19 protein-coding genes and 2 tRNA genes are annotated in these 25573 nt (G+C 55.0%); 4 read left to right on the forward strand and 17 right to left on the reverse strand.

Translation table 11 applies throughout. The features are described 5' to 3' along the window. Positions 1–53: 53 nt before the first annotated feature. Both Pelsub_RS00815 and Pelsub_RS00820 read right to left on the reverse strand, forming a co-directional pair. A complete protein-coding gene (locus Pelsub_RS00815; protein WP_126440342.1) occupies positions 54–7715 on the reverse strand; it encodes a beta strand repeat-containing protein in 7662 nt (2553 codons plus the stop codon). A 126-nt stretch (positions 7716–7841) separates the two neighbouring features. Beyond that, positions 7842–7923, reverse strand: a tRNA-Leu gene (locus Pelsub_RS00820). Between the two features lie 95 nt (positions 7924–8018). Between Pelsub_RS00820 and ychF the strand changes: the two genes are divergently transcribed. Then, on the forward strand, positions 8019–9089 hold the full coding sequence (ychF, locus tag Pelsub_RS00825) for a redox-regulated ATPase YchF (protein ID WP_116225184.1): 1071 nt from the start codon (positions 8019–8021) through the stop codon (positions 9087–9089). Positions 9090–9267: 178 nt separating this feature from the next. Here ychF and Pelsub_RS00830 read toward each other — a convergent pair whose 3' ends face one another. The 12 genes from Pelsub_RS00830 to Pelsub_RS00885 all read right to left on the reverse strand — a co-directional run bounded on the left by Pelsub_RS00830 (position 9268) and on the right by Pelsub_RS00885 (position 19238). Next, the gene (locus tag Pelsub_RS00830; RefSeq protein WP_116225185.1) at positions 9268–10146 is read right to left on the reverse strand and encodes a MerR family transcriptional regulator; all 879 of its coding nucleotides are present in this window, start codon (positions 10144–10146) and stop codon (positions 9268–9270) included. A gap of 513 nt (positions 10147–10659) precedes the next feature. Then, positions 10660–11466: a 5'/3'-nucleotidase SurE gene (gene surE, locus Pelsub_RS00835; protein WP_158674914.1), complete on the reverse strand. Its 807-nt coding sequence runs from the start codon at positions 11464–11466 to the stop codon at positions 10660–10662. Positions 11467–11532: 66 nt separating this feature from the next. Next, positions 11533–11606 (reverse strand) — tRNA-Arg (locus Pelsub_RS00840). Between the two features lie 70 nt (positions 11607–11676). After that, the gene (locus Pelsub_RS00845; RefSeq protein ID WP_116225187.1) at positions 11677–13239 is read right to left on the reverse strand and encodes an FGGY-family carbohydrate kinase; all 1563 of its coding nucleotides are present in this window, start codon (positions 13237–13239) and stop codon (positions 11677–11679) included. A 383-nt stretch (positions 13240–13622) separates the two neighbouring features. Next, entirely contained in the window at positions 13623–13946 is a 324-nt protein-coding gene (locus Pelsub_RS00850) for a hypothetical protein (protein WP_116225188.1), read from the reverse strand. Positions 13947–14138: 192 nt separating this feature from the next. Next, positions 14139–15887, reverse strand: coding sequence for a DNA repair protein RecN (recN, locus tag Pelsub_RS00855; RefSeq protein WP_116225189.1), 1749 nt, complete (start codon positions 15885–15887; stop codon positions 14139–14141). 3 nt (positions 15888–15890) lie between these two features. Then, on the reverse strand, positions 15891–16424 hold the full coding sequence (locus tag Pelsub_RS00860) for a B-box zinc finger protein (protein WP_126440344.1): 534 nt from the start codon (positions 16422–16424) through the stop codon (positions 15891–15893). Between the two features lie 55 nt (positions 16425–16479). Beyond that, on the reverse strand, positions 16480–17349 hold the full coding sequence (locus Pelsub_RS00865; RefSeq protein ID WP_158674915.1) for an NAD(+)/NADH kinase: 870 nt from the start codon (positions 17347–17349) through the stop codon (positions 16480–16482). A 36-nt stretch (positions 17350–17385) separates the two neighbouring features. Continuing rightward, positions 17386–17913, reverse strand: coding sequence for a CRISPR-associated protein Cas4 (gene cas4 / locus Pelsub_RS00870; RefSeq protein ID WP_116225192.1), 528 nt, complete (start codon positions 17911–17913; stop codon positions 17386–17388). A 5-nt stretch (positions 17914–17918) separates the two neighbouring features. Then, positions 17919–18170: a hypothetical protein gene (locus tag Pelsub_RS00875; protein ID WP_126440346.1), complete on the reverse strand. Its 252-nt coding sequence runs from the start codon at positions 18168–18170 to the stop codon at positions 17919–17921. Next, a complete protein-coding gene (locus tag Pelsub_RS00880) occupies positions 18157–18801 on the reverse strand; it encodes a translin family protein (protein WP_116225193.1) in 645 nt (214 codons plus the stop codon). The genes Pelsub_RS00875 and Pelsub_RS00880 overlap by 14 nt, the downstream gene beginning before the upstream one ends. A gap of 17 nt (positions 18802–18818) precedes the next feature. Further along, complete coding sequence (locus Pelsub_RS00885; protein ID WP_116225194.1) at positions 18819–19238, reverse strand: single-stranded DNA-binding protein; 420 nt, start codon at positions 19236–19238, stop codon at positions 18819–18821. A gap of 162 nt (positions 19239–19400) precedes the next feature. Between Pelsub_RS00885 and Pelsub_RS00890 the strand changes: the two genes are divergently transcribed. After that, complete coding sequence (locus Pelsub_RS00890; protein WP_116225195.1) at positions 19401–20180, forward strand: LysM peptidoglycan-binding domain-containing protein; 780 nt, start codon at positions 19401–19403, stop codon at positions 20178–20180. Positions 20181–20754: 574 nt separating this feature from the next. Here Pelsub_RS00890 and Pelsub_RS00895 read toward each other — a convergent pair. Then, positions 20755–21396: a molybdopterin-dependent oxidoreductase gene (locus Pelsub_RS00895; protein WP_116225196.1), complete on the reverse strand. Its 642-nt coding sequence runs from the start codon at positions 21394–21396 to the stop codon at positions 20755–20757. A gap of 97 nt (positions 21397–21493) precedes the next feature. Between Pelsub_RS00895 and Pelsub_RS00900 the strand changes: the two genes are divergently transcribed. Together Pelsub_RS00900 and Pelsub_RS00905 are read left to right on the forward strand one after the other, a co-directional pair. Next, the gene (locus Pelsub_RS00900) at positions 21494–22678 is read left to right on the forward strand and encodes a sensor histidine kinase (protein WP_116225197.1); all 1185 of its coding nucleotides are present in this window, start codon (positions 21494–21496) and stop codon (positions 22676–22678) included. A gap of 8 nt (positions 22679–22686) precedes the next feature. Then, positions 22687–23433, forward strand: coding sequence for a class I SAM-dependent methyltransferase (locus tag Pelsub_RS00905; protein ID WP_116225198.1), 747 nt, complete (start codon positions 22687–22689; stop codon positions 23431–23433). Between the two features lie 514 nt (positions 23434–23947). Here the strand turns inward: Pelsub_RS00905 and Pelsub_RS00910 are convergent. Further along, positions 23948–24625 (reverse strand): PD-(D/E)XK nuclease family protein, encoded by a 678-nt coding sequence (locus Pelsub_RS00910; protein ID WP_116225199.1) that lies wholly within the window; start codon positions 24623–24625, stop codon positions 23948–23950. Positions 24626–24657: 32 nt separating this feature from the next. Further along, positions 24658–25563 (reverse strand): class I SAM-dependent methyltransferase, encoded by a 906-nt coding sequence (locus Pelsub_RS00915; protein ID WP_116225200.1) that lies wholly within the window; start codon positions 25561–25563, stop codon positions 24658–24660. Positions 25564–25573: the final 10 nt, after the last annotated feature.

Consider the following 25573-nt stretch of genomic DNA (forward strand, 5'->3'; position numbering starts at 1 on the left):
CCAAACAAAAAAATAAACCCCTTTTCCAAAGGGGTTTATTTCACTTGTGTTGCTTATTTAGTGGCCGGGAAAGTAGGCGTCGGCCGCACAGTCGGCACCGCGGTGGGAGACGGGTAGATCAAGGTAGTGCCGGAATTCGACAAGGCCCTGACCAAATCTATGGTGGAATCCTGATCGTTGGTACGTTCGATCGAAAGTGTATTATAGATACTTTGCGCACTCCCCACGTCATCCGGCAGGCTGGTCCAGGTCAGATAGGTGTTGTTGCTGGTCGAACTGCCGGCGCTCAGCCCGCTGACGCGCGCCTTGAATTGGATGACCGCTTCTTCGCCATCTAACGGAAATTCATCCCAGCTCATCACCAGCGAGGTCGGATCGGAATCATCCAACGAAGTGGCAGCCGTTCCGGATACCTGTTCCAGAGAATCCTCGATGTACACCAGATTATCCGGCAGGGGATCCGTGAGGACCAGATTATAGGCGTTCACGCCGCTGGTATCGCTGTGGCTGATGCGCAGGGTAAAGGTGACCACCTGGCTGGCAGCTACACTGGTATCGTTGACTGACTTAATCACCGTCATTTGCGGAACGACGATGGTCACGGGTTCAGCGCTGGTCTCCAGGGTGCTGCCGCCATAGGTCCAGTCAATCTGGTTGCTGCGTTGTTCGCCGGCCAGGTTGATATCGCTGTCGAGTACAACTACCTGGTAATTCAATTGCAGTGCCACGCTTTCAGTCGAAGCATTGGTCAGGTTGCCCAGATCATAAGTGATCTTACGGCCCTGGTTGACCTCCTCCAGATCGCCATCCGGTTCGGCCGCGATGACCGCGTTGGCGCAAGCACCGTCGAAACCGTCCAGTACGTCGGTGGTCAGGTCGGCCGAGGCGGGTGTGATGGACAAGCAGTCATCAAAGGCCAGGCCTGCATCCAATGTATCCGTCAAGACAGCGTTTTCAGCTGCGCCGGGCGGGACCAGGATGGTGACCTGGTATTCCACCAGCTCGCCGATGGTCACATCTTCATTTTCGGTAAAGTCCATATTGGTGGAAGCCAGCGCCTTGATAAAGGCCGTGTCCAACAAGGTCACGGTGGGGTCTTCATCGCCGGGCAGATCCGGGTCGTCGCTGGGCACATCATCGGCATTATCACCCTGCAGCAAGCCCTGATTCTCCACATAGCTGGTGGTATCGGGCACCAGCGGGTCATTGACGGTCACGTTGAACTCAACCGTGGCCGTGCCGCCCTCGCCGCTCAAGTCGCCCAAAGCCACGCTGATGGACGTATCGCCAAGGGTATTGCCCAGGGTTACGCTGCCCAGCGTGGTGGTGACCGAACCGGCCACCAGGGTAGTGTTGGTGTCGGGCGTGTCGCTGAAGACCGCGCTGCCCAGGTCCTGGTTGCCGTTGTTGGTAATGGTCACTATGTAATGCAAAGTATCGCCAGGCGAAGGCAGGCCGGAGTCGTCCGCGTCCAGCAGGAAGGAATCAACTTTGGTTACGGTTAAATCCGGGGCAGCGGCGGTCAACACGTCGGTGTCGTCGTCGCTGTTGTTCTCCGGGGTCGGATCAACGCCATAGGTGCCGTCATCCGCCACCGAGGCGCTGTTGATGATCTCGGTCAAGTCCGCGGCAGCCGGGTCGTCCACGCGCACGGCAAAGGCCGCGCTGGTTTCGCCGCTGCTGACCAGCGCAGGCAGGCTGAGCGTGCAAACGCTGCCGGCCGGGTCGCCCTCGCTGCAGGACCAGCCCGGGGTGCTGTTAGCGCTGTCGAAGACGGTGCCGGTGGGAACCGTATCACTCAGGGTGATGGCGCCGGAATCGTGCGCGCCTACGTTGTCAATGGTGAGAACATAGATCAGCGTGCTGCCGGGCGTGGTGGTGGTAACGCTATCGTCCTTGGTCAGGGTCAGGTCGGGTGAAATACCGGTCAGGGTATCCGTCGCCTGCACATCCGGCTCATCACGCTCATAATCCGAAGCACCGCTTATAGTGGTAGCCTGGCTGACCACGGCCGTGTTCAGGAAAGTCGCGCCGCTTGCGAAGGTATCTCCCACGGTCGCGTTGAATATAAAAGTGCGCGTACCGCCCACCTCTATCGGTCCGCCGGTAAAGGTAGCCACACGGTCAGTGGCTGTGACATTTTCCGTATAGGCAAAGTCGGCCGGGGTGGTCACTTCCGTCAGCGACTGGAAAGTAGCCAGCGGGAAGGCGTCCTCGACGATCACATCGTACGCGGGGGAAGTGCCATTATTGGTCACAACCAGTGTCACCTGAGTCGTTTCGTTAATAGCCACGTTGTCCGGGTTGAAGGTCTTGCTAATCTGCATAGCAGGTTCCACCAGGCTGATGGTCTCGGGTCCATCCGTCAACGTTTCGGTGGCCAGGTCGTTGGGGTTGGTATAAGCCAGGGTGGCATAGTTATCCAACGTGACCCCGTCCGCGTTGGCGGGGATATCCATCACGCGCAGGGTGACATAGATCAGGAAGGTGTTGTTGTCCGGTTCAGGCTCGCCGGTGTCGGCCGCGGCGGTCACGTCGCCGAAGGACAGCACCAGATCAGCGCCGCTGCTGCCGGCTGTGCTGGGCGTAGGCGAGAGCGCGCTGCCGGAGAAATCCTCCGCCAGCAGCCCACCGCTGGCCGCGGCCGTGCCGATAACCTGGTAGCTGACGTATTCCAACCCATCGGGGATGTTGTCGGTAATTTGCAGGCTCTGGGTAATGCCATCCGGCAGGCTGACCAGAATGGGATAGACAACCGTCTCACCAATGGTGTAAACGGTAGGCGAAGGCGCCTGTTTATCCACGGTGGGCGTGCCGGTTTGAACATCGGCGCTGTCGGCGGCTACGTAATCATTCAAGCCGCCGCTGCCGTCCGCGCCGGTGCGTTCGCCGGTGGTCGTGCCGGGCGTGCCGGTGTTGCTGCTGCCGGTAATGTTACTGGTGGTGCCGTTCGTGCCGGTCAGCGAGGTGTAGCTGACATCCGCCTGGTTGGGGATATCCAGGCCGGCCGCGGCCGTATCCAGAATATTGACCTGCACGGAGATGGTCAGGTTGTCGCCCGGGTTGAGACGATCCAGGGATACTTCAATGGTGTTGCCGGAGCTGTTATCGGTAGCTGTGGCATAAGCCGGGACGACGTCCAGGCTGTGGCTGAGCACCGAAAGCGAGGCGTCGAAGACGTCGCTCAACTGCAGGTCGAAGGCCGCGGTGCTGTAGGTGCTGCTGGCATTGCTGACCACGATGGTATAGGTTATTGGATCACCGGCTTCAAAGGGGCCGGCGGAAACGGTCTTGGTCACGGTCATTTGCGGTTCTACCACGCGCACGGTCAGGCTGTTGGCGTCGGCCGCCTGGGTGCCGCCTTCATAAGCGCGGAAATCGTTGGTTAGGGCTGTACCGGCCTGGTTGCCGCTGACGTTCAAAGCCAGCGCGTTGAACTCCACCACCACATATTCGTTGTCGCTGTCGCTGTCCTCATTCACGAGATTTCCAAACTCAAACCAGGGATCGTTGCCGCTCACAAATACGTTGGCTGTGCCGCCGTTGGTGATACTGCCGGACGGGAAGGTGCAATCCACCAGCGATGTGTCCAGGCTGGGGGTATCCGCCGCGCTGCCGCTGTCGTTGGCGCAGGTAATGGTTGAGGAGGAAATGCCCGTGCCGTTGGAGATAAATGCGAGCCTGGCAGTACCGTCATCAAGGTACAACAGCCCAGCCGGCAGCAGGTCGCGGATCTGGAAGCTGGCCGAAGTGCCCTCGGGCAGGATGGTGGCCAGGCGATAGCGCGCGATCTCGCCAACCGCCAAAGTATTCCCGGAGGTGTAGGTGTCCGGCTCGGAAGTGCCGATCAGGTACTTAAGCGGGGTCGGGATGGTGATGTCCACGTAGGCGGAATCGGTCACCAGGTAGTCGTTAGCCGACCCGCCCGGGTCGGTCACATCGCCGGTGCGTTCGTAGGAGAGCGCGTTGTAATCGGATTGCTGGCCGGGTTCGCCCGGCAGGCTGGTGAACTTCAGGATGGCATCGTTGGTGATGCGGTCGGCCGGGGTAACTGAGGTATCCAGAATAGCCGTGAAGCTGAAGGTGGAAGTCGAACCGGCCGGGAAAGTAGCCCAGGTCGCGTATAAGTCAGGGGTTTCGCCGACCGTGTCCGGCGTCAAACCGGAAACCAGCGTAAAGGAACCCGTCTGGTAGGTCATGCCGGACGGCACAATGTCGTCCAGGGTAACATCATAAGCATCCGTGCCGGCGGCTGGATTGGAGATAGCGATGGTGAAGGTGATCTCGTCGCCCGCGTCACCGGTGACCGGGGAAACATCCTTGGCGTTGCTCAGATTGGGTTCCACCACAGTCAGTTCGGGGGCGCTGTCGTTGACGATGCCGCTGTCCCAGCTGAAATAGGCTGTGTTGGCAATGGTGCTGCCTTGCTGGTTGGCACTGACGTTCAAAGCGACGGTGGTGAATTCGATGGTGAGCGTTTCGGCCGTGGCATTATCCGTGTCCGCGTTGGTCAGGTTGCCCAACGAAAAGGAAACGCCGTGGCCGTCACTGGTAATCGCTGGATTGGTGGGGTCGTTGCAGGCATCGGCAAAACCGCCGGCCAGATCGGTCGTCAGAGAAGCGGAAGAAGAGGAGATGCTCAAACAATCCGCGAAGGTCGCGCCTGCCGGGATGGTCTCGTTGACGTAAGCGTTGGGCGTGCTGCCTTCCGGTATAGTGATGGTATAGGTGGCCGTCTCGCCGATGACCACATCCGTGCCGCTGGTATGGCTCTGGTTGGTCGCCAGCACATCTTTTTCCATGGTTGGCGAGGCTATCTCTGTGTCCGCGGAATCGCTGGGGTCTTCGGAGGAATAATCCGTGCCGCCTTCCACACCGGCATAGTTGAGGATCACAGTGGAGTTGGAGAGAACCTGTTCGGGGGTCACGCTGCTGTCCACCAGCAGGTCAACGGTGATGATGGCCAGATTGCTGCCATCCGTGATCAAGCTGCCGCTGCTGTCGTAGGCGGATGCCAGGGCGCCGCCGGAGGGATCTACCAGCTCGATGCCGCTGGAGAACAGGCCGCCGCCCAGATCGGTGTAATCCAGGACGTTGCCGCTGCCATCGGTGACACACATGTTGAGCCCGCCGGTGGGGGTGGTGAAGCCGGAGGGCAGGATATCCTGAACCTGCACGTCATAAGCCGCGCTGTGGCCGCTGTTTTCGATCACCAGCGCAAAGGTGACCACGTCGCCGGCATCCACGCCGCTGATGTCGCTGGCAAAGGGGGTGCCGGCCAGGCTGGCGGAATCGATGACACCGCTGAACCGAGGGCAGGCGCCGCCCGGATTACTGAAGGTCAACGGGGCAACGCTCTCCGGGTCATAGACCGCATCCGTGCGGTCGCTGGCCACCGCGCCCTTGCCGGATCGCAGCTCCGGCTCGTACAATACGAAGCGGATGATGGATGTGCTGCTGGAGACAGAATAGTTGGTCGAGCCTTCGTAAGCGTAGATCTCGTTGGTCAGGTAAAGCTCATCCGCGAAGGGGTCATTGGAAACTGTCACCGTGAAGAAAATATCAATCAAAGTCGGAGTATTATCCGTGCTGTCAAAATCGCCGTAGGTCAGGGTGAAACTGTTGTCGGCGGAATTCACACTGACACTGGGCACAATACCGGAATAATTGCGGAAGGTGTCGTCGGGGCCGAACTTGATGTGCCCGGCGGCGGGGAGGGTGCCGTCCAGGACATCGTCGAATGTGGTGATCTCGTCGGAATCCAGCACCGGCAGCGGCAGGAAGTCGGTGAATTCCAGGTCTTCCACGTCAGAGGTGGGCAGTTCGTACTGGAAACGGAAGGTGATGGTATCCTGCGGCGAAAGCGTGACCGGGTTGGTGAGGGTAGTGCTGCCGTTGACCGCGTAAATGCTCTTGGTGAGCGTGCCGTGGCCCAGGGTAAGGGTCACGCCGCTGTCCTCCGTGGGGATGCTGGCGGTGGCGCTCAGGTCGGCGTTGTTTAAAATCGTGCCATCGGCGGTGACGTTGTTGGTGAGCTGGTCGCCCTGGTCCACACTGGGGTCGCCGGAGGGATAATTGTCGCTGAATTCTTCCTGCACGGTGGTGCGGAAGGTGATGATGCCAAGCGTGGCGCCGTCGTTGTAGCTGGCGCAATCCGGGTCGGCCCCGCCGGTGCCGCTGGTGGGCACACAGCCGCCGATCAGGTAGCCATTGGCTTGCCCGCGTGTCACCAGCTCATCGGAGATATTAAAGACCACGGTGGTGAGGCCCGTATTTGGAGCGGTGCTAATGGGCGTGTAATCGCTGTCGATCGTGTAGTTGGCCGCGTCGAAATCGGCCGCTGCCAGCGAGTATCCGTTGCCTTCAAAGGATAGGGTGGGTGTGAAGGTGTCCAACAGGCGCTGGCCGTCCGAGATGACATCCGTGACGCTGAAATTGTCATAGGCAAAATAATCCGACACCTGGAATTCCAGGCGGTATTCGATCACATCGCCGGGGCTGAGTTCGGCCGGGCTGGCATCCACGGCAATCTCGGAGAATTTCTGAATGGTGTGCGAGCAATCCTCCAGCGTGTGGGCCGGGTCCTGGTTGGCCGTGGTGGGCTGGTTTTCGTCACGCGGGTCGTAGGGGTCCCACATGGCCGAAGCGCTGACCGGGTTTTCAGAATACACACAACCGCCGCTTTCCGCAGCAATAACGCGTTCATCCGCCAGGTCGTCCAGTGGAATGTAGAACGAGAACGTCACGGTGGCATCCGCGGCCGAAGAGGTGCCTGTGACCGTATCGAACAGGCAGGAGAGCGTGCCATTAGGGTCAGTTGCGGCGGGCGTGGTGCAAACCGCTCCAACCGGGTCGGTGCTGAGCACTTCCACAAATTGCATATTGTCGGGAATGTCGTCCACGACTTCCAGGTCGGTGAGGATCTGGTCGGCGGGAATGTCAACCGAGATGGTGTACTGGCGCAGGTAATTGGGACCGGTGGAAGTTTCGCTCTCGCGCCAGTTGTACTGCTTTCTCAGGATCAGTAATGAAGGGGTTACGGAAGAGCTGACTTGCGCGCCAATGATGGGCGGGTCGGTGGATGGATTGTCTAAAGCGTCCGCGCCAAAGCGGAAACCGGACTGGGCCAGGATGGGCAGGTCAACATCCGTATCGGCGTAATCACTGAGGGCCGCCCCAATATTCACCACCACATTCGGCTGGCCGTTGACGAAACTACCGAAGGGCAGCTCAATCACCAGCAGCTGCCAGGTAAAGGGAGACAGAGTACCGGTGGGCGCGGCCGGACAGGTCACGCTCAGGCCGGTAAGCGGGTGGGTGATGGAGTCGCCTTCCACGCAGCTATACTCCCAGGTGCGGATGTCGTTACCCAGGTAATTTACGCTGGTATAAGTGATGCCGTCTTCCTTCTCACCCTCGCTGCTGTCGTCCGCACCGCTCTGTGGCAGGTACAGATCGATATAGGGGCCATAGCCAATATCGGCGGAGCTGTTGTCGAAAGTGACTGTGAAACTAAAATTCTCGCCGATGAGGACCTGGTTGGCGACGTTCAAACTGACAGTGGGTGTCGGAGCGTACAGCGGATGCGCGCTGACCGCCGCGGAGGTAAAGTTCATAAACGGCTGAGCGAAAAACGCGACCATTGCCGTGAATGTTACAAATATCTTAAAACTCTTTCTAATGTTGCGCGAAGTGGTCTTCGAAAAATGCATCATAGGTTACCTTGAAGTTGCTTTAGTGTTCTTTTATGAGTCCAATTATTATGAAAGTACCAAATATTATTTTATAGGAAAAAGGGATTTTTAGAAAAAAAAAGAGCAGAGAAATTCTCTGCTCTCAGGTGCCGAAGGTGGGAATCGAACCCACATTCCCGAAGGAACACGATTTTGAGTCGTGCGCGTCTGCCAATTCCGCCACTCCGGCTGATGTGCAGCAAGTATATCCAACTTTAAATAGGGGGTCAAGATAGCCAAGCCACACATTCCGCATATAATTGAAGAAAAACATCAGGAAATATTATGCGACTAGGAATTATCGGCTTACCCCAATCCGGAAAAACAACCATCTTCAACGCGCTCACGCGCGGCACCCAGCCAGTTGGCGTGGGTATTGGCCGTATGGAAATTCACACGGCGGTGGTGGATGTTCCCGATGAACGCGTGGAACGCCTGACGGAGATGTTCCACCCGCGCAAGACCATTTACGCCAAGGTGAACTATTCCGATATCGCCGGCTTGGGCAGCGCTTCAGACAAGGGCGAGGTCAGCGGCCAACTTCTCAACCAGTTGGCGCAAATGGACGGCTACATCCACGTGGTGCGCTGCTTTGAGGATGCCGCCGTGGCGCACGTGCGCGAGACGGTCGACCCGCAGCGCGACATTCGCCTGATGGACGAAGAGCTGATGCTGAACGACCAGATCATGGTCGAGCGCAAACGTGAAAAACTCACCGAAGAACATAAAAAAGGCGCCGGGCGCGACAAAGCCGTGATCGAACGCGAGATGGCGCTATTCGAGACGCTGGACCAATGCCTGGCTGATGGCAAACCGCTGCGCGACCTGGAGTTGAGCGATGACGACGAGAAGATCATGAGCGGTTTCGGCTTCCTCAGCCGCAAGCCCATGATGCTGCTGCTCAACCTGGGCGACACGCAAGCCGCGCCGGCCATCACCTATGACCATCAGCGCAGCAGCGTGGCCAACCTACAGGGCAAACTGGAGATGGACATCGTACAGCTGCCCGAAGAGGATGCGCAGATGTTCATGAGCGAATACGGCATCGAGGAGCTCGGCTTGAGCCGCGTGATCAGCGATTCTTACGATTTGCTGGGATTACAATCCTTCTTTACGGTAGGTGAAGATGAAGTGCGCGCCTGGACGGTCAAACGCGGCGCAACGGCGCCTGAAGCAGCCGGCGAGATCCACACCGATATGCTCAAAGGATTTATCCGCGCGGAAGTGATTGCCTATCAAGATCTGATTGACCTGGGCAGCATGGCCGAAGCCCGCACGAAAGGCAAGCTGCGTCTGGAAGGCAAGACCTATATTGTACAGGACGGCGATATCCTTAACATCCGCTTCAGTAATTAAGCATCGAATTTTTAAAACGCAGGCGGCTTTCGAAAGCCGCCTTTTTTATTAATCATCGGTGGACATTAATTGAAATATTGAAATCTCAGCTCCTATTTTAGGAAGTTTATTTATCTATCGGTGAACGAAAACACCCCCATGCTTAATGCATGAGGGCGTTTTTAATTTAATGCAAAGATTAGGCTTTGACCGGCACGTAGATATACATCACGGAATCCGATGCAAAGTCCTTGAATTCCTCAGTATAGACTTCCAAATCCAGTCCTGCTTTCAACGGTTCCAGCTCGGCCTGCGGCAGCCATTCCTGGTAAATACGAGTATAGGTATCACCTAAACCTTCTTGCGAACCGCAGTGGGCAAACACGGCCACGCGCATCGGCTCCAGGTCCATGGACACCATGCCTTCCGGAATTGCGTCATACTCCGCTACCGGAAATGCACACAGGTATTCAAACTCACCTTCCGGCAGGCTGTCCGGAATACTGCAAACACCATAAGCGGCTTCACCGGTAAAGTGTTTAATTTGGCCAGAGAGACGATTGAAAGCCGTCCACAGCTCAACAATCTCATTTTGTTCATTGCGCCCCTGATAGCGCAGCCCAACCAGTTTCAGAGCAGGGATATTCTTAATCTCAATTTCCATAGATTCCTTCATTTTTTCCTCAATTTTTGGATTCATCCGGTGTGACAGGCTGCTTTCAAGTTTTCGCCGGCCTCCCCGCAATGCGTCATTTAGGGAAGATTCAACGGCATCCAGTTTTATCTGCTCACGCTCAATCTGGCTGACCAGCGCACTTTTGCGATTCTGCAGAAGACTGACCAAATCCGTATCCGTCAGTTGTTCTTCCAACAGCTTGCCAATCTGCGCCAGTGGAAAGCCCATTCGTTTATACGCCAGAATGAGTTCCAGCCTGACTTTTTGTTCGGGAGCATAGTAGCGGTAGCCATTGTAGCGATTGATCCAGGCAGGCCGCAGCAAATTCAAGTGTTCATAGTGGCGCAGCGCCTTTACGGTCACGCCGCTTTCTCTGGCAAAATCTCCAATTTTAATCAGCATCCTGTCATTCCCGGTTTATATTCTGAAGGCCTTCAGTGCACTCAGTATACTGTCTCCTCCAACAGGAGAGTCAAGAGGTTGGTTAACCGAGATCCTTCCTCCATTGAGGATTCTTCGCGATCGGCCAACTCAAAATGACACGAGCAAGCGTAAAGTAGGTCAGACGTTCTCGCCTGACTTTCAAGGTTTATTCCTCCCCCGAGGGGATGCTACGCGATTCCCCGAGGGGATGCTACGCGATTCCCCGGGGGAATGCTACGCGATCCCCGCAGGGAGAGGGAGTGCGCTTACATAATTCAATTACTTACGGGATTTTCAACCGAGATCCTTCACCCCTACGGGGTTCAGGATGACAATAAAAAGTATAGGCTATGTCTCCCGGTCAATACGAGGCAAGGGAGTCCGAAACTATCATGTCGAGTTTACCCAATACCGCTGGGTACAAGTAGAAACCCGACCTTCAGAAGCTCCTTGGGGTAGAAAAAACTCCTTCTTGAAGAAGGAGTTTTTAATTTATTTGCGCAGCATCTTTTCGAGCGAGTCGGGGGCTACCCGTGAGGTGAGGTCCAGACTGAGCGGAACGACCGCCACCATTCTCTCAACCCGCACGGTGTACATATCGCTATCGGGAGGAATCTCGTCCAATTCCAGCGCATGCGAATGGATCTTGGCTTCCTCATCCAGCTTACCTTCGCGTATTACGTAGGGTTTGTAATAGCGTTTGCGGGCCAGTTTGGTCACCTTCCAGGGCGTGTCTTTCGTTGCGCCTTCCGGCACGACCACATTGAGCACATCGACATCTTCGGGCAAGCTGTTTTTCAGCAATATCTCAGCGAAGAATTTTGTGAAATACGCCGATATGGAAAAATCGACATTGTCCGGAAATCCGTCCCATTCTTCACTGGTCAAGCGCTGCGATACAGCCAGGGCGGGAATGCCCATGGCAGCCGCTTCCAAAGCCGCACCGACCGTGCCAGAGTACGTTACATCGGTGCCGAAGTTTTCACCGTAATTGATGCCGGTCACAACCAGATCAGGTTTGCGCGGCGCCAATTCCATCACACCATGAGTTACGGATTGAGAAGGAGATCCGCCAACAGCATAGATATCCCAATCCTGGTCTTTGACATTCAGTTTCTTGGCGGTGATGCGCCCGTCGGAATTTTTCTGGTAACCTCGTCCGGTAGCGGACATATGGTCACGCGGGGCAGACACAGTCACATAACCTAATTCGGATAATGCCCTGGCCGCAGCCCACAATCCGGGAGAATCGACACCATCGTCATTGGACAATAAAATTTGTTTGATTTGTGAATTCATGATCATCCTATCCGGTCATTCCTGATAAATAAATGAGGAGCGGTCAAATACCGCTCCCATGAAAAGTGCCCCCGGCAGAATTCGAATCTGCAGCCTTTTGCTCCGCAAGCAAACGCTCTATCCAATTGAGCTACGAGGGCAGGACACATTGTGTGCGGATAATATACCGCAGCGTACCTGAACCGTCAAGGCAAGCAGTTTCAACTCGTTTTAAATATCCGCGTCTTTAGGCAGCGTGATATTTTGAATGGCTTTATAGAAAGGCTGCAAGCGGTCGTACATATGCAAATAGACCTCATTGTAAAGCTGGTTATATACTTGCTGGGCTTGCGGGTTGGGTATAAAAGTTTCTCCCAGGCGGGTCATGTCTTTGATCGCGGCCGTATAATCCGAATGCAGTCCCACGCCGACAGCAGCGTTGATAGCCGCGCCTAATCCGGAAGTTTCGTACAGATGCGGGCGGGAAACCGGCAAACCGAAGATATCGGCAGTCAACTGGCAGGCCGCAGCGCTCTGGCTGCCGCCGCCGGCCACACGGATCTGCGTGATGGATACCTTCGAGCGCTTTTCGGTTCGTTCCTTGCCTTCCCGCAGGGCATAAGCCAGACCTTCCAGAATAGCCCGGTAGAAATGAGCGCGGGTATGCACGTCGCTGAAGCCGATCACCGCGCCGCGCGCTTCCGGCCCGGGGTTGCGCAGCCCGGGAGACCAATAAGGCTGCAGCACCAGACCCTGTGAACCGGGCGGCACACTGCGCACCAGATCGTCCAGCAGGTTTTCCGGTTCAATGCCCTGCTCGTCCGCAAACAATTCCTCTTTCAAGCCAAACTCGCTCTTGAACCAGCTCACCATCCAATAACCGCGGTAGATCTGCAATTCCATGTTGAAATAATGCGGAACAGCGGCCGGATAGGGTGGGATGAGCGGAATGATCTCGATATATTTATCGTGGGTGGTGTTGATGGTCGCCGTAGTGCCGTAACTCAGACACGCCACGTGCGGTTCCAGGCTGCCGGCTCCCAAGACCTCGGTGGCTTTATCGGCGGCTGAAGCGATCAGGGGCAGCCCGGCCGGGATGCCGGTGGCTTCGGCGGCCACAGCGGAGATTTCACCCAGGGGTTGGCCCACAGGGACCAGGTCGGGTAATTTTTCACGCTGAATAGCTAATGCTTGCCAATACCAGTGACTCTTGCTTGCCCAGGACTGTTTCTTGTAGTCAAAGGGCATATAGCCCACCTGGCTGCCAACCGAATCAATAAATTCGCCGGTTAACAAATATGTCAGATATCCGGAAAGGTAGAGAAATTTATGCGTCTTCTGCCAGATTTCAGGTTGATTTTCGACAATCCAGTTGGCTTCACATTCCCGCTGGAGATACTCGACGGTAGGTTTGGCACCGGCCAATTTAAAAGCCGCTCCCCACAAGCCCGTTACAGGCGGGATCTGATTGGCCCGGCGCTGATCCAGCCAAACAATGGCAGGGCGTAAAGGCTGGCCGTCCTTATCGACATTGACCACGGTCGAACGCTGGGTGGTGAGGGCTACCGCCGCGATGCTGTCCTTGGCAATACTGCCTGATTCCCACACACCCTGACAGGCTTGACACAATGCGTTCCAAAATACCGCGGGGTCTTGTTCAGCCAGGCCGGGACCGGTGGAATAGTATGCCTCAATCAGTACCCGGCTCTTATAGAGCAGATTTCCCTGCGGATCAAACACCAAAGCACGAATGGATTGGGTGCCGCAATCAATTGCCAGTAAATTCTCCGCCATTTATATCCTTGTCTCGCTTGTTTTATTCATTCCCTAAAAAACAACGTTGCCGTCTCATTCAATCTTCATTTCCGGGCCCAGTGTTTCTTCGGGATTCATAACAATATGGGAATCGAAATGTATTTTCAACATCCTGATTATATCTTTACAGACACAGACGAACATCAGTGCTTTAAAACTTTATCATGAATGCAATTTAAAGGTTAGTCCCTTACAAGCCGGCATGGGAAATATGAATCATTGGGTGGCATCCGGGTGTACTCCGGCAAACCACAGAATTTTTTATCTTTATCCCCCGGCCCTTCAAGCACTATGTGCATAATTCATAATACGCGCCAATATGATATTGGCGCGTATTCATTGTTCGGATTGTATGGGAATAATTACTCTTCCTCGGTCACATTCGCCAGTAAAGCGGCGGTGCGCTGAGTGTTATCCTCAATCGCGATTAGCAGGATTAGCAATTCACCAAAGCCATACATCATCAGGGCTGAGAGCAGCCCACCAACCAGGCCAAAGAGGGAAAAGATAAAACCGACAAAAGGTGCTGTTCCTTTATCAAAGCCCATGGAAACAAACACATCCGCATTGCTAAAGGACATGACCAGGATGATCAGGCCGCCGAGCAATGCCACTACGCCCATGATGATTCCAACTACTTTGAAAACAGCCGCTAAAACCCGTAATACCCCGAAGCTCTTCTTCATAATTACCTCCGACATTTCCTTTTTGCCCAATATGTTGCAAGAAGTGTACTAAAACTATAAAGCAAGTCGGGGGAGAAATCAAGCACTTAAAGCCAAACGCCTGGGTGAGGGGGGCACCCAAGCGTTTGGTATTTATTTTATATCACAAGAAAAAGATTCATGCAAGCAAGAATTTAAATATTTACAAATTTCTTACAAATGTGAGGAATGCAAACGCTTGCGTTCCTCTGCGCTCTGCAAAGCTTCCCTGGCAGCTAGCCGGTTAGCCTCGTTATCTCCACCTAACATGGCAGCCAATTCACCCATACGCCGTTCATCCCTGAGTTCCTCTACTTGCGTAGTTGTGCGGCCATCCGCCACCTGCTTATAGACATGAAAATGCTGATTGCCGTAAGCTGCCAGCTGCGGCAAGTGCGTAACGCACAATACCTGGTGGCTGCCGCCCAATTGCCAGAGCTTTTCGCCCACCATGGCGCCAATGCGTCCGCCGATGCCCTGGTCGATCTCGTCGAAGATCAGGGTGGGAATGGTATCAGCTTTGGCCAATACGTTTTTCAATGCCAGCATAAGGCGCGAGGTTTCACCGCCGGAGGCAATCTTGACCAACGGCTTTAGGCCTTCGCCAGGGTTGGGAGCGATCAGGAACTCGACCTGGTCGATGCCGCGCTCGTCGAACTTGACCACCTGCCCATCTTCCAGCGGCAAGCCCGGATCGGCCGGTTTGGTGCGAATATCAGCGGCGAAACGCGCGCCGGCCATTTGCAGATCGGCCAGCTCCCGTTCCACCAACTCGCCCAGGGTCAGCGCGGCAGTTTGGCGCGCGGCCGAAAGCGCCCCGGCTTTTTGAGCCAGCTCCGCTAATTGTCCGCTTTCCAATCCTTCCAATTCGGCAATACGTTCCTCCGCATTGGTGATCTTGTCCAACTGCCCCCTGGCTTTTTCTGCAAAAGCCAGAATTGCTTCTTCATCCTGGCCATATTTCTTTTTCAGTGTGTTGATCAGCGCCAGCCGGTTTTCTGTTTGTTCCAGCCGCTTGGGATTGTATTCAATGCCTTCAATGTAGCTCTGCAATTCACGGCTGACATCCGCGCTCAGACTGGTAATACTCTCGCATTGGTCGGCCAGATCGGCCAGGCTTTTATCAATATTAGCCAGCCCGCGCACAGCACCGACTACCTCGCCCAACATAGCCGTGATAGAAGGCGCGTCCGGGTTGTCTTCTTCCAGCAGGTTATATGCCTGCTGTGCTAAAGTGGATAACTTCTCCGCGTTAGCCAGGCGGCTCAGTTCATCCCGCAGCTCAGCTTCTTCGCCCTCTTTTAATTTGGCAGCTTCGATTTCCTGGATTTGATAATTCAGCAAATCGCTTATGCGCGCGGCGTCCTGTTCAGCTTTGCGCAAGTCAGCCAGCTCCTGCTGCGTTGCCTTCAATAGTGCATAGGAATGGTGATAATCGTCCAACAGCTCGCGGTCATCCGCATAGCGGTCCAGCAGTTGTAAATGGTGGCGGACTGACAACAATGAGAGATGCTCGGATTGGCCGTGAATGTCCACCAGGAATGATCCCAGGTCTTTCATCAGAGAAACATTCACCACTCGGCCGTTGATGCGCGCGATGTTTCGCCCTTCGCGACGGATCTCACGGTTGAAGAGAATGTCCGTTTCGTTGGGGTCATCCAACAACCCTTCCGCCTCCAATAACGCTGCGGCATCTTTCTGATGTTCAGGCGGAATAGCAAACAGCGCCTCCAAATTTGCGCGATCCACATTCGCGCGGATCATGCTGGTTTCCACGCGCCCGCCCATCAACGCATCGATGGCGTCCAGTAGAATGGATTTGCCTGCGCCGGTCTCACCCGTGAAGGTCGTCAAACCAGGCTCGAACTTTAATTCAAGCTGGTCGATGATGGCGAAGTTTTCAATGCGCAGTTCTTTTAGCATAGATCACCCAAGTTTGATTCCGGTCAGGCGGTAATAAACCGAACCGACAATCAGGATGGTATAAGCTGCCTGCCAAATCAACGGCAGCAGTCCGTACAGGTTAAATCCGCCGGCCCGCAATCCGAACCAAAGCGACAAGAGCCGCACGATCAAAACCGGCAGGCTGCCAAGCGCAGCGGCCGCGGTAGTTGTGATAAACAAGGTACGGGATCGTCGGTTGCCGGTCAGTTTCTTGACGGCTTCCATAATCAACATGCCAATAAAAGGCGCGGCAAAAAGAGTGAGAAATCCGATGAAAGAAGGCACATAGCTGCCTAAAAAGGCTAAGCTGGCCGCCGCGATGACTGCAATGACATAGTCAAGCGTGCGGGCATTATTGAATACTTTTTGCTGGCCGCGCACACATTCCTTGCAGCGGTAACCGGTAGGAGTCAACACGGCACATTGAGAACAGATAGGGCGTTCGCATTTGTTGCAGCGCAGCATGGTTTCCCGGTTGGGATGTTTATAGCAGGTTAACGTTTCTGAGTCTGACATATCTATTTCACGATTCTTTCGGCAATTATAATGCGGCGCAATTTTGCGAAAATTTCTATTGGCGCGGCTGGCTTAATGATGGATTTTGCTCCATGAAACGGTTCAGTGTACGGTAAAAATAACCCGGATCATGAAAACGGATGTAGCGCGAATTCAATTCGCTGGAGGTGATACGCACAAAATCTTTATCCTCCATAATGACCGGGATATGGCCATCCACGCTGAAGACTGCCTGGTGGGATGTGCTGACAATGATGGTCACCTCGGCACCCTCGTTGAGGATGATCGATTGATTTGGGGAAAGGTGCGGGGCAACCGGCACGACGATAATGTTGCGCAGGTCCGGCGGCAGGATAGCGCCGCCCGCAGCTAACGCGTAAGCGGTTGAGCCGGTGGGCGTGGCGGCAATCAAGCCATCGGCCACATAGCTGGCCATGTGGTAGCCGTCCACTTCCGCATCCAGCCGGATGGGGCGTACATGTTGCCCACGGCAGACCACCACATCGTTGACCACCAGCCAGCTTCCCCGGCTGGTATTTCGGCGGAAATGTTCGGCCTGCAATAGCATACGTTCTTCAATGCGATATTCGCCGGTCATCAGCTTTTTCAAATATGGTTCCCACTCATTGCGCTGCAGCTCCATGAGAAAACCAAAGGAACCCAGGTTAATACCCAACAACGGCAAACGCGCCGAAGCGCATAAGTGGCTGGCGCGCAGCATGGTGCCATCGCCCCCCAAGACAATCAGGGCTTCAAATTCTTTTTTCTTGATGCGCTGCCGCAGGGCTTTATCCTGGATAGTGCTTACTTCCTCAATGGATCCACCCGCAGCTTTCATGAAGGCGCCGATTTTGACGGAAAGCGGTTCGGCCTCCGGTATTTGCTGATTGAAGGCAATAGCGAAATGATTTAGTGGTTGGCTCATAGGCATTCCATTAAATTATAGCGGTTATTCGGAAATTTATAGACGCTGGTCGCACACGTAGCGATACCCGCAGCGCGCGCAGCGGTTCTTCTGCCGGTGGGAGCGGCAAGCCTCATCCTGTTCTTTCACCTCGCGGATCTCATCCAACACATCCAATAATTGGTACTCCAATTCCTCAGTGAAATTGACGCGGAAGGTGCGGTTGCGATAGCGCAGCAGCCCGTAGGGCGGGCGCTTTCCGTAGTAGCTCTCCACCAGCAGGCAGTAAGCCACCAATTGCAATTTATGGCTTTCGTAAGGTACGGTAGGCGCCCAGGTGCTCTTCACTTCAACAGGGATAATGGTCTTGCGCTTGCGGATCAGATAATCCGGCTTTCCGGTCAGTCCCAGGGCAGCATCGTAGAGCGGCTTGACCGGTTTGCCCCATTGGCCGCTGTCGGCGTAGATGATGCGGCCTTCCGGCATACCGGTGTTGCGTTTCAGCCGGGCGGATATCCAGAAGAACAACAGCGCTAGGGCAATTAACAGGAACGGCAACAGTGTAAAGAACCAGTTGGGAAACATGGCGATTAACCGGCCGCTTTCAGGCCAAAATGAATGCCCAGGATGACCAGCGCAATGAGCAGCAGAATCCAGGCAGCCGTACTCAAGCCGCCGGCCGAGCTGGCCCGCAGCCAATGCTCGCCGTGAAATTCACTGCCATCCTCCAGTTCATCCTGGTTCATGGGTTTAACTTTTTGACGCTGATACCACCAGGCTCGCTGGCAATACAGAAATGTCCCGATTTCCGAAGCTCGAATGGTGCGCTTACCCCTGCCCATTACCGTTGATGCGTTGTTCGAATTCGTGCAGCGACTGCTGCAGACGCTGTTCGCGCAAAGCCAGGGTCAGGTCGGCGCGCGTGCGTTCGATGATACCGCGCACCATATCAGTCTGGCGGCGCAAGCCGTAAGTGATGGCATCCGGATAGTCCAACGTTACCAGAATGGCATAGATGTCATCCATCAGCGAGAGCAGGCGTTCGGCTTCGTCCGAATAACCCTGCCGCAGGATGTCCATGCAGCGCCGGCGCATTTCGCCGATGGTTTCGGCCAGGCCGCGAATGTAGGTGGCGTACTCGATGCCCATATCTTCCGGCATGGGCAGCTCTTCGTTGTTCAGGAACGCAATGGTCAAGCGCGCTTCGACAAATTCTTTGAGTGCATCCTGGGTATATCCGGAAAAATAAATTTCGGGATAAGGCTCCACCGATTTCTTCAGGTCGTCCACAATCTTGCGCCCGGCCAGCATGTTCTCCTCGGCCACATCGCGTTCATCGCGGTGGATGGCGCGAATGGCGTTGGCGGAGCAGCGGGTTAACAAACGCGTTTGTTTGAGTGCGTCTTCCCTGACCAGGTGGCGTGTTTCAAAGTCCTGATGGGTCTTCTCAGCTAAATTATCAAAAAATGTCATTTGATTTTTTATATTTCCTAGAAGGGAATATCCTCGTCGTTCATCTCCGGACCGTCATCGAAGCCGCCTTCCTGTCCGCCAGTACCGCTGCGGGAGGAGAGAAAACGCACGTTACGGGCAAACACTTCGTAGGAAGCTCCGGTGGTACCATCGTTGCGAGTGAAGGTGCGCGGGTTTCCGGTTTCACGGTCAGGACGCAATTCGCCTTCGATCAACACCATGCTGCCTTTTTGCAGGTAGTTATTGGCATTTTCAGCTTGTTTGCCCCACACAGAAACGCGGAACCAAGTTGTTTCTTTCACGCGCTGTCCGTTCGTATCGGTATACACACGGTTGCTGGCCACATTCAAAGAAGTGACTGCATTCCCATTAGGGGTATAGCGCATCTCAGGGTCCCTGCCCAAATTTCCGACGATTATGATAGTATGAAAACTCATTTCGGCATCCCTTTCCTTTTTCGAAATTCTAAGTTTTGAATCATGTCTTAATTATAAGAGGATTTCAGAAAAACCGTTAAAAAGGCGTGCCATTTAGTTTGACAAACGCGGTAAAATGCTGCAACATACAAAGATGTTATAATTTTTCACCAGGTGATAAAGATGAAAAAGAAACCCCTGCAGGCTTTAGGCTTGTTTTGTGTTGCCTTAATTGGCATGGTAGTGCTCCTACCAGTTACGGCCGGCGCTCCGCTGCCGCAAATCAACCTGTCCACCCCCACTCCGGGCGCGGACGGGCGCATCACATATATCGTCAAAGAGAATGATACCTGCACCAGCATCTCCCTGCTGATGGGTATCACCGAGCAGGAATTGCGTGAGCTGAACAATTTACAGAGCAATACCGACAGCGACGATTGCAGTTTCCTGTGGGTTGGGCAGGAATTGATCATCAAGGAAAAACCGGCAGAAACCCCCACGCCCACACCAGTGGTGGAAGCCGAACCGACCGCCACGCCTTTCAAAGGCAACGGCTCGATTTGCATCTATCTCTTCAACGATGAAAACGGTGACGCCCTTTCCGAAGAAACCGAACTGCCCATCGCAGGCGGCGCGGTCAGCCTGACCAACCGCTTGAGCACGGTCAATGAAACCGGCATCACGGACGACAGCGGCAACTCGCTATGCTTCAACGACATTCCCGAAGGGGATTACAACATCAGTGTGGCTATTCCGGAAGGTTATAACCCCACCACGGTGATGAACTACTCGCTCACTTTAAGTGCCGGCCAGATCTCGACCATTGACTTCGGCGCGCAGCCGGGCTCCGGCATGCAGCCGGTGTTCGGTGAGGAATCTTCCTCCCCGCTCTTGCTGATCGTCGGCATCCTTTTTGTCGGCGTCGGCGTCGGCCTGTGGTTCTATGTACGGCGTATGGCTTAGTGACAGTCGAAGCTTAAGAACAAAACAAGAAGTTGCCTTGGATGAAAAACCAGGCAACTTTTTCTTTTTAACGAATCCCCTCACCCCTGGCCCTCTTCTCCGAGGGAGAGGGAATCCGCTCATCTATACTGTCATCCTGAGGAGCGTTCGCTTTAGAACGCGACGTGATCGCGAAGCACTCCCTTCGGGGAGGGATCTCGGCTTGCATACTAAATATCTAACCCGTCTGAGATTCTCTTCCTCAAGGGGAGAGGAAGTCAACATCTGTGTTCATCTGAGTGCATCTGTGGTTTATCTTAAAATTTGGCCGAGATCCTTCGCTCCTGGCGGAGCTCAGGATGACAAGAGAAGGGTGACTTGTAAGGCTAGTGCAGTTCCTTTATTCCTCCCCCTTGAGGGGTCGCGAAGTATTCCCTCGGGGAAGAGATTAGGTGAGGGTGAGAACGTTGTGAACAAACACCCCTCGCCTTTGGCCCTATTCACATGGAGAGAGGGAGTTAGTATCTGTGTTCATCAACCATAGAAAAGATTTATCATCTTCTATCTGTGTCTATCTGTGGTTGGTTCATGATCGTCAGGCGATGCGTTCTTCTTTCCAGATGTCGGCGTCGTTGTGATAACCGGCCATTTCCCAAAAACCTTTGTGGTCGCTTTCGGAAAACTCCAAACTACGCAGCCATTTGGCACCTTTCCAGAAGTACACATCCTTGAGGTCTTTGCGGCCGGGAATGGCACCCACAACACCTCGCAACGGATAGCCATGCTCGGGGGTGAGGGGTTGGCCGTCGTAATGGGTTGCCAGCAGAAAATTATCCGAAAGCACAATCTCCAGCGGCAGGTTAGCGGTGAAGTCGCGTTCGGCGTGTTGAATCACAAAGCGCGCTTGCGGCTTGAGCGTGATTAAGCCCTCATCAATTAGCGTACGCACGCGCACACCTTCCCACAAGGTGTCGAATTTGCTCCAGCGAGTGACGCAGTGCAAGTCCATGCGCACCGAACTGCGCGGCAGCTGTTGGAACTCAGTCCAGCTCAGCGTCAGCAATTTTTCCACCGCGCCGGTGACGCGAAAATTCCATGCATCTTCATCAAAAGGCGGGATGGCGCCGTAGTGCAGCACCGGGAATTTATCCGTGGCAACCTGGCCGGGCGGTAAACGTCCCGCTTGGCGCATGTGCGCCTGCAATTCCTGACGATCGAGCGATTTCTCATTTTCCATGGCAAAACAAATTATACTAAAATTATCCGATTTACACCGGCGCGCACCGGCTTAATTGGCTAAATGTGTGCGGGTGGATTAAAATCAAACTGTGAATATGAACGATTCAAAAAAGATGGAGCCGGTTTCTGTTTTGGAAAACCAGGCTCAGCAAGAAAGTGCGGCAGCCCCGGCTGAAAAACACGACGAGCCGTCGTATGAATTGCGTTACCCCTTCCTCTTGGAAAATCTGCGCCAGACTGTTCCGGCACTGCTGGACTTATTAGATCTGGATGCCTTCGAAGTATATCTGGCAGACAAAGCCGGCCGTAATCTAACGCGCGTTTACCGCAGCGGGAAATTAGCGGCCATCTGGAATCCCGAAGCATGGTTGGATGAAACGCATATTCTCTTCAGCCAATATGAAAAAGGGGAGCTGCGCGTCATCAACCTGCCTAACAGCCGCATCACGGAACTGACCACCGACATCAGCGAGAAAGCACTCGGCCAGGTGGTCTGTCTGCCAATCGCTTCAGATAGCGATGTCTACGGTATCGCCAGCCTGGCGCATACGCGCCGCAGCCTGCTGACCAACCGAGAAATGGATTATTTCCAGGTACAGATGCTCTCCATGGCTGAAATGATTGCTTATGAGATTGACAACCAGCAAGCCCGCATCCAAATTATTTCCGAAGAGCGCGAACGCATCGGCATGGACCTGCACGACGGCATCATCCAGTCGCTATACGGCATCGGCCTCTCATTGGAAAACGCGCGCATGAGCCAGATGCAGGGCAAGAACAACAGCGTCCAGCAGATAGAGAAAGCGCTGGAAGCGCTGCAATCCGCGATTGCCGATATCCGCGCTTACATCCTGGACCTGCGTCCGCGCCAATTGCGCCACGCCAATATGGTGGAAGGCATGCGCAGTTTGATCCGCGAATTCCGCGCCAACACCATGGTGGACGTCAGCATGGAGGGCGAACCCGAGGATGTGGAAGGCCTGGCGCGCACGCAAATCGACGCGCTCTATCACATCTTCCAGGAAGCACTTTCCAACACAGCTAAACACGCCAAAGCCACCAAAGTGACCGTACGATTGTGGCGGCACGACGATCGCATCATGCTGAAGGTCAGCGACGACGGCGCAGGCTTCGACACCCCCCGACCGGGCGGACGCATCGGGCATGGATTAACCAATATGCAGGCACGCGCGGAGTCAGCCGGCGGCGGTATGGAAGTCATTTCCATCCGCAAGCAGGGCACCACGCTGCTGGCCTGGGTTCCTTACGTGAAAGAATAGAAAGATCAATGAACGATAACACCAACACTCCCCACTCCGATAAAGCCGCCCAGCGCGGCGAACCCTCTTACGTATGGCGCGCCGGACAACAGCGCCGCCTGGACATGCTGCGGCAGTGGAGCAACGGGCAGCTGCGCGGCGCCGTTCTGGAGGACGGCTGCGGGGTGGGTCAATATCTGGAACGCTTGTCGAAAGAAGCCGAACTGGCCGTCGGCATGGATATCGAGTTCGAGCGTTTGTTGGAAGCCAAGCAAAAGAACCCCAACCTGGTATGTGGAGCGGGCGAATACCTGCCTTTTGAGCGCGGTCGGTTCGATGCCATCCTGAGCAATGAGGTCATCGAACACGTGGCGGACGACCACGAAGCCGTGGCCGAAATGGCGCGTGTGCTGCGTGTGGGCGGGCGCATGTTCGTTTTCTGTCCCAACCGCGGTTACCCTTTTGAAACCCACGGGGTCTACCGCAAGGGCCAATATCATTTCGGCAACAAATTGTTCGTCAACTACCTGCCGGATTTCTGGCGGGACAAGCTGGCCCCGCACGTGCGCGTGTACACCACGCGCAAGCTGCGTGCCCTGTTTGAGTGCCAACCGCTGCGCGCGGTTTACCATACGGTGATCTTCGGCGGCTACGATAACATCATCCAACGCCGCCCGGCTCTGGGCAAGTTCCTGCGGGCTGTGCTGCAGTTCCTGGAGAAAACGCCTCTGCGCGCGTTGGGGTTGTCGCAGTTCTGGGTGCTGGAAAAAGGTTGATTTGTAAGTACGAACCACAGATGGACACAGAAAAAACTAAAAGACTTTTCTGTGCTTGATGAACACAGATTTAAAAACCTCGTCCTGTAGGGTGAGTTTTTTTTGTAGTGAGCGTTTCTAACCTGTACTCAGTTGTTTTGAGTATACGCGCCATGATAAACCCTTGTCTTTCGGAGGGATTACCTGGAAATACCGGGCACAGGTGGAATTCCGCCCTAAGTACTGGGCCTGTCCCAATTTTGGGTGTTGGAAAAAGGGTAGAAACAAAACACAGATTCACACGGATAAACACAGATCGTGTTTTCCTGAGAATTATGTCAGGCACACCCCGGAAGGTGCAGGCGAATGCCTGACCTACGCAAACATGTACGAATCCGTAGGTCACACATTCTTGTGTGACAGGAAAAATAAAATTGGAATTCCAACCCAGATCCCTCCCCGAAGGGAGTGCTTCACGATCACACCGCTCCCTCTACTTGTGGTGAAATGACCGGGGGTGAGGAGTGACAATCAATTAGAACGGCACGTTCCTTGACGCTGCACGGTAAGCGCAGAAGGCGCACTCCGGGTTGGCCAGCGGCGGCTCGGGCAGGCTGAGCAGCGCCAGCACCGCGCGCATGAAATTCTCAAAACGTTCCTCGTCCACCGGGATCTCCACCCAACGGGTTGGCCCATTTAAGCTTAAGCCATCCTGAGTCGTTTCCACCAAGTCCTGCGGCTCGAAATACAGCAAACCCAGCTTGGTGACCGGGCTGAGGTGCAGCTTGCCCGGCGCGGGATGCGTCAGGGCGTAAGCGTAAGCGCTCAACTGGCGGCCGTAAAACTCCACGTGCTCCTCACGTGCCTCCGAGGTCTTGAAATCCACCACCCCATAGGAACCGTCCTCGAACTGCACTACGGTATCGAAGATACCCTGGATATAAGCTGTGTTTTCGCCATCAGGCGCGACGATGGGCGCGGAGGTGACCCAGCGCCCGCTCATGACGGTCTTGCCGGGCGGCAGCAGCGGGGAAATCTTCTGTGTGGAGTGGCCCAGGTATACATCCTTCATCAGCAAGTCGATCTTGGTAAAAATCTTGGGAAAAGGCAGGCCGGGGCGCTTGAATTTATGGCGCACCTTCAGGTAAAAACAGCGCGGGCACTCATCCCACAAAAAGGTCAGGTCGGATGGGCTGATCTTCCAATTTTCCATATGGTCCCTCCTCTGAAAAATGTCGATAAGCGTTATTTCAAGCGAAAATCGTAGATGCCGTCTTTAAAAGTGTACGTCTGGCCGCACTGCCCGCACTTCAACTCGGGCGGGGTGTCGGCCAGCGGGTAATGGCCGCAAGCCGGGCAGCGAAAGAAGGCCTCTGTTTGCATACCCAGCGCTTCTTCTCCCTGCGGCACGGTTGTGCTGCGCAGGAAGATGCTGGGGCTGATAGCCGCCCACGAAAGCGTATGCTGCAGGAAATTCTCCTTGGCCAGCATCAGTTTGAGCGGCAGCAGGCGCTTGAAGAAACCCGCGCGCAGGAAGGACACGCTGATCTCCTGCTCCAGTTTGAAACCGTTGCCGGCCAGCATGGCGCGCACGCTTTTGGGATGAAAATCGAAGTTGAGCTTGACGAACTCCACCTGCTCCGGGGTGAAAGGACTCCAGTCCTGTTTGCCCATCCAATAACGCAGGATGGATTTGATGTTGCGCTTGTTGGCAAATTCCAGGATGAAAACGGCGTTATCCGCCAGGCATTCGCGCAGCTGCGCGATGGCGATGTTCGGTTCGGACAAGTGGTGCAGGGTGCGAATCATAGTGGCCGAGTCGAAGGCGCGCGGCGCGAAGGGCAGGCGATAAACGTCCGCCGCCACAAAGCGGTAGCGCGGGTCTGTGCCCAAATACTGGATGGCCTGTTGGAGCTGGGTGGTGGAATAATCCAGCAGCGTAACGCGCTCGAAGCCGCGATAACGGGGTGTGTTGCGCCCGGCCCCGGCGCCCAATTCCAGCAAGTGGCTTCCGCCAGTCGGCAGCAGGCGCTTGAGCGCCAGTACTTCGGCGCCGTCCTCGTAGGCGCGGCCGCCCTCCTTCCAGAATTTGTCCTGGTAGTCGGAGCCTTCGTAGTCGCAAACGGGCGGGGTGTTCATCTCTTTTGTCATGGGGGCAATT

Origin of the sequence: Pelolinea submarina (assembly GCF_003966975.1) — a bacterium.
GTDB lineage: Bacteria > Chloroflexota > Anaerolineae > Anaerolineales > Anaerolineaceae > Pelolinea > Pelolinea submarina.

Coding starts and splice junctions, on each gene's coding strand:
- Pelsub_RS00815 (WP_126440342.1), bottom strand. CDS start 7,715: ATGATGCATTTTTCGAAGACCACTTCGCGCAACATTAGAAAGAGTTTT.
- ychF (WP_116225184.1), top strand. CDS start 8,019: ATGCGACTAGGAATTATCGGCTTACCCCAATCCGGAAAAACAACCATC.
- Pelsub_RS00830 (WP_116225185.1), bottom strand. CDS start 10,146: ATGCTGATTAAAATTGGAGATTTTGCCAGAGAAAGCGGCGTGACCGTA.
- surE (WP_158674914.1), bottom strand. CDS start 11,466: ATGAATTCACAAATCAAACAAATTTTATTGTCCAATGACGATGGTGTC.
- Pelsub_RS00845 (WP_116225187.1), bottom strand. CDS start 13,239: ATGGCGGAGAATTTACTGGCAATTGATTGCGGCACCCAATCCATTCGT.
- Pelsub_RS00850 (WP_116225188.1), bottom strand. CDS start 13,946: ATGAAGAAGAGCTTCGGGGTATTACGGGTTTTAGCGGCTGTTTTCAAA.
- recN (WP_116225189.1), bottom strand. CDS start 15,887: ATGCTAAAAGAACTGCGCATTGAAAACTTCGCCATCATCGACCAGCTT.
- Pelsub_RS00860 (WP_126440344.1), bottom strand. CDS start 16,424: ATGTCAGACTCAGAAACGTTAACCTGCTATAAACATCCCAACCGGGAA.
- Pelsub_RS00865 (WP_158674915.1), bottom strand. CDS start 17,349: ATGAGCCAACCACTAAATCATTTCGCTATTGCCTTCAATCAGCAAATA.
- cas4 (WP_116225192.1), bottom strand. CDS start 17,913: ATGTTTCCCAACTGGTTCTTTACACTGTTGCCGTTCCTGTTAATTGCC.
- Pelsub_RS00875 (WP_126440346.1), bottom strand. CDS start 18,170: ATGGGCAGGGGTAAGCGCACCATTCGAGCTTCGGAAATCGGGACATTT.
- Pelsub_RS00880 (WP_116225193.1), bottom strand. CDS start 18,801: ATGACATTTTTTGATAATTTAGCTGAGAAGACCCATCAGGACTTTGAA.
- Pelsub_RS00885 (WP_116225194.1), bottom strand. CDS start 19,238: ATGAGTTTTCATACTATCATAATCGTCGGAAATTTGGGCAGGGACCCT.
- Pelsub_RS00890 (WP_116225195.1), top strand. CDS start 19,401: ATGAAAAAGAAACCCCTGCAGGCTTTAGGCTTGTTTTGTGTTGCCTTA.
- Pelsub_RS00895 (WP_116225196.1), bottom strand. CDS start 21,396: ATGGAAAATGAGAAATCGCTCGATCGTCAGGAATTGCAGGCGCACATG.
- Pelsub_RS00900 (WP_116225197.1), top strand. CDS start 21,494: ATGAACGATTCAAAAAAGATGGAGCCGGTTTCTGTTTTGGAAAACCAG.
- Pelsub_RS00905 (WP_116225198.1), top strand. CDS start 22,687: ATGAACGATAACACCAACACTCCCCACTCCGATAAAGCCGCCCAGCGC.
- Pelsub_RS00910 (WP_116225199.1), bottom strand. CDS start 24,625: ATGGAAAATTGGAAGATCAGCCCATCCGACCTGACCTTTTTGTGGGAT.
- Pelsub_RS00915 (WP_116225200.1), bottom strand. CDS start 25,563: ATGACAAAAGAGATGAACACCCCGCCCGTTTGCGACTACGAAGGCTCC.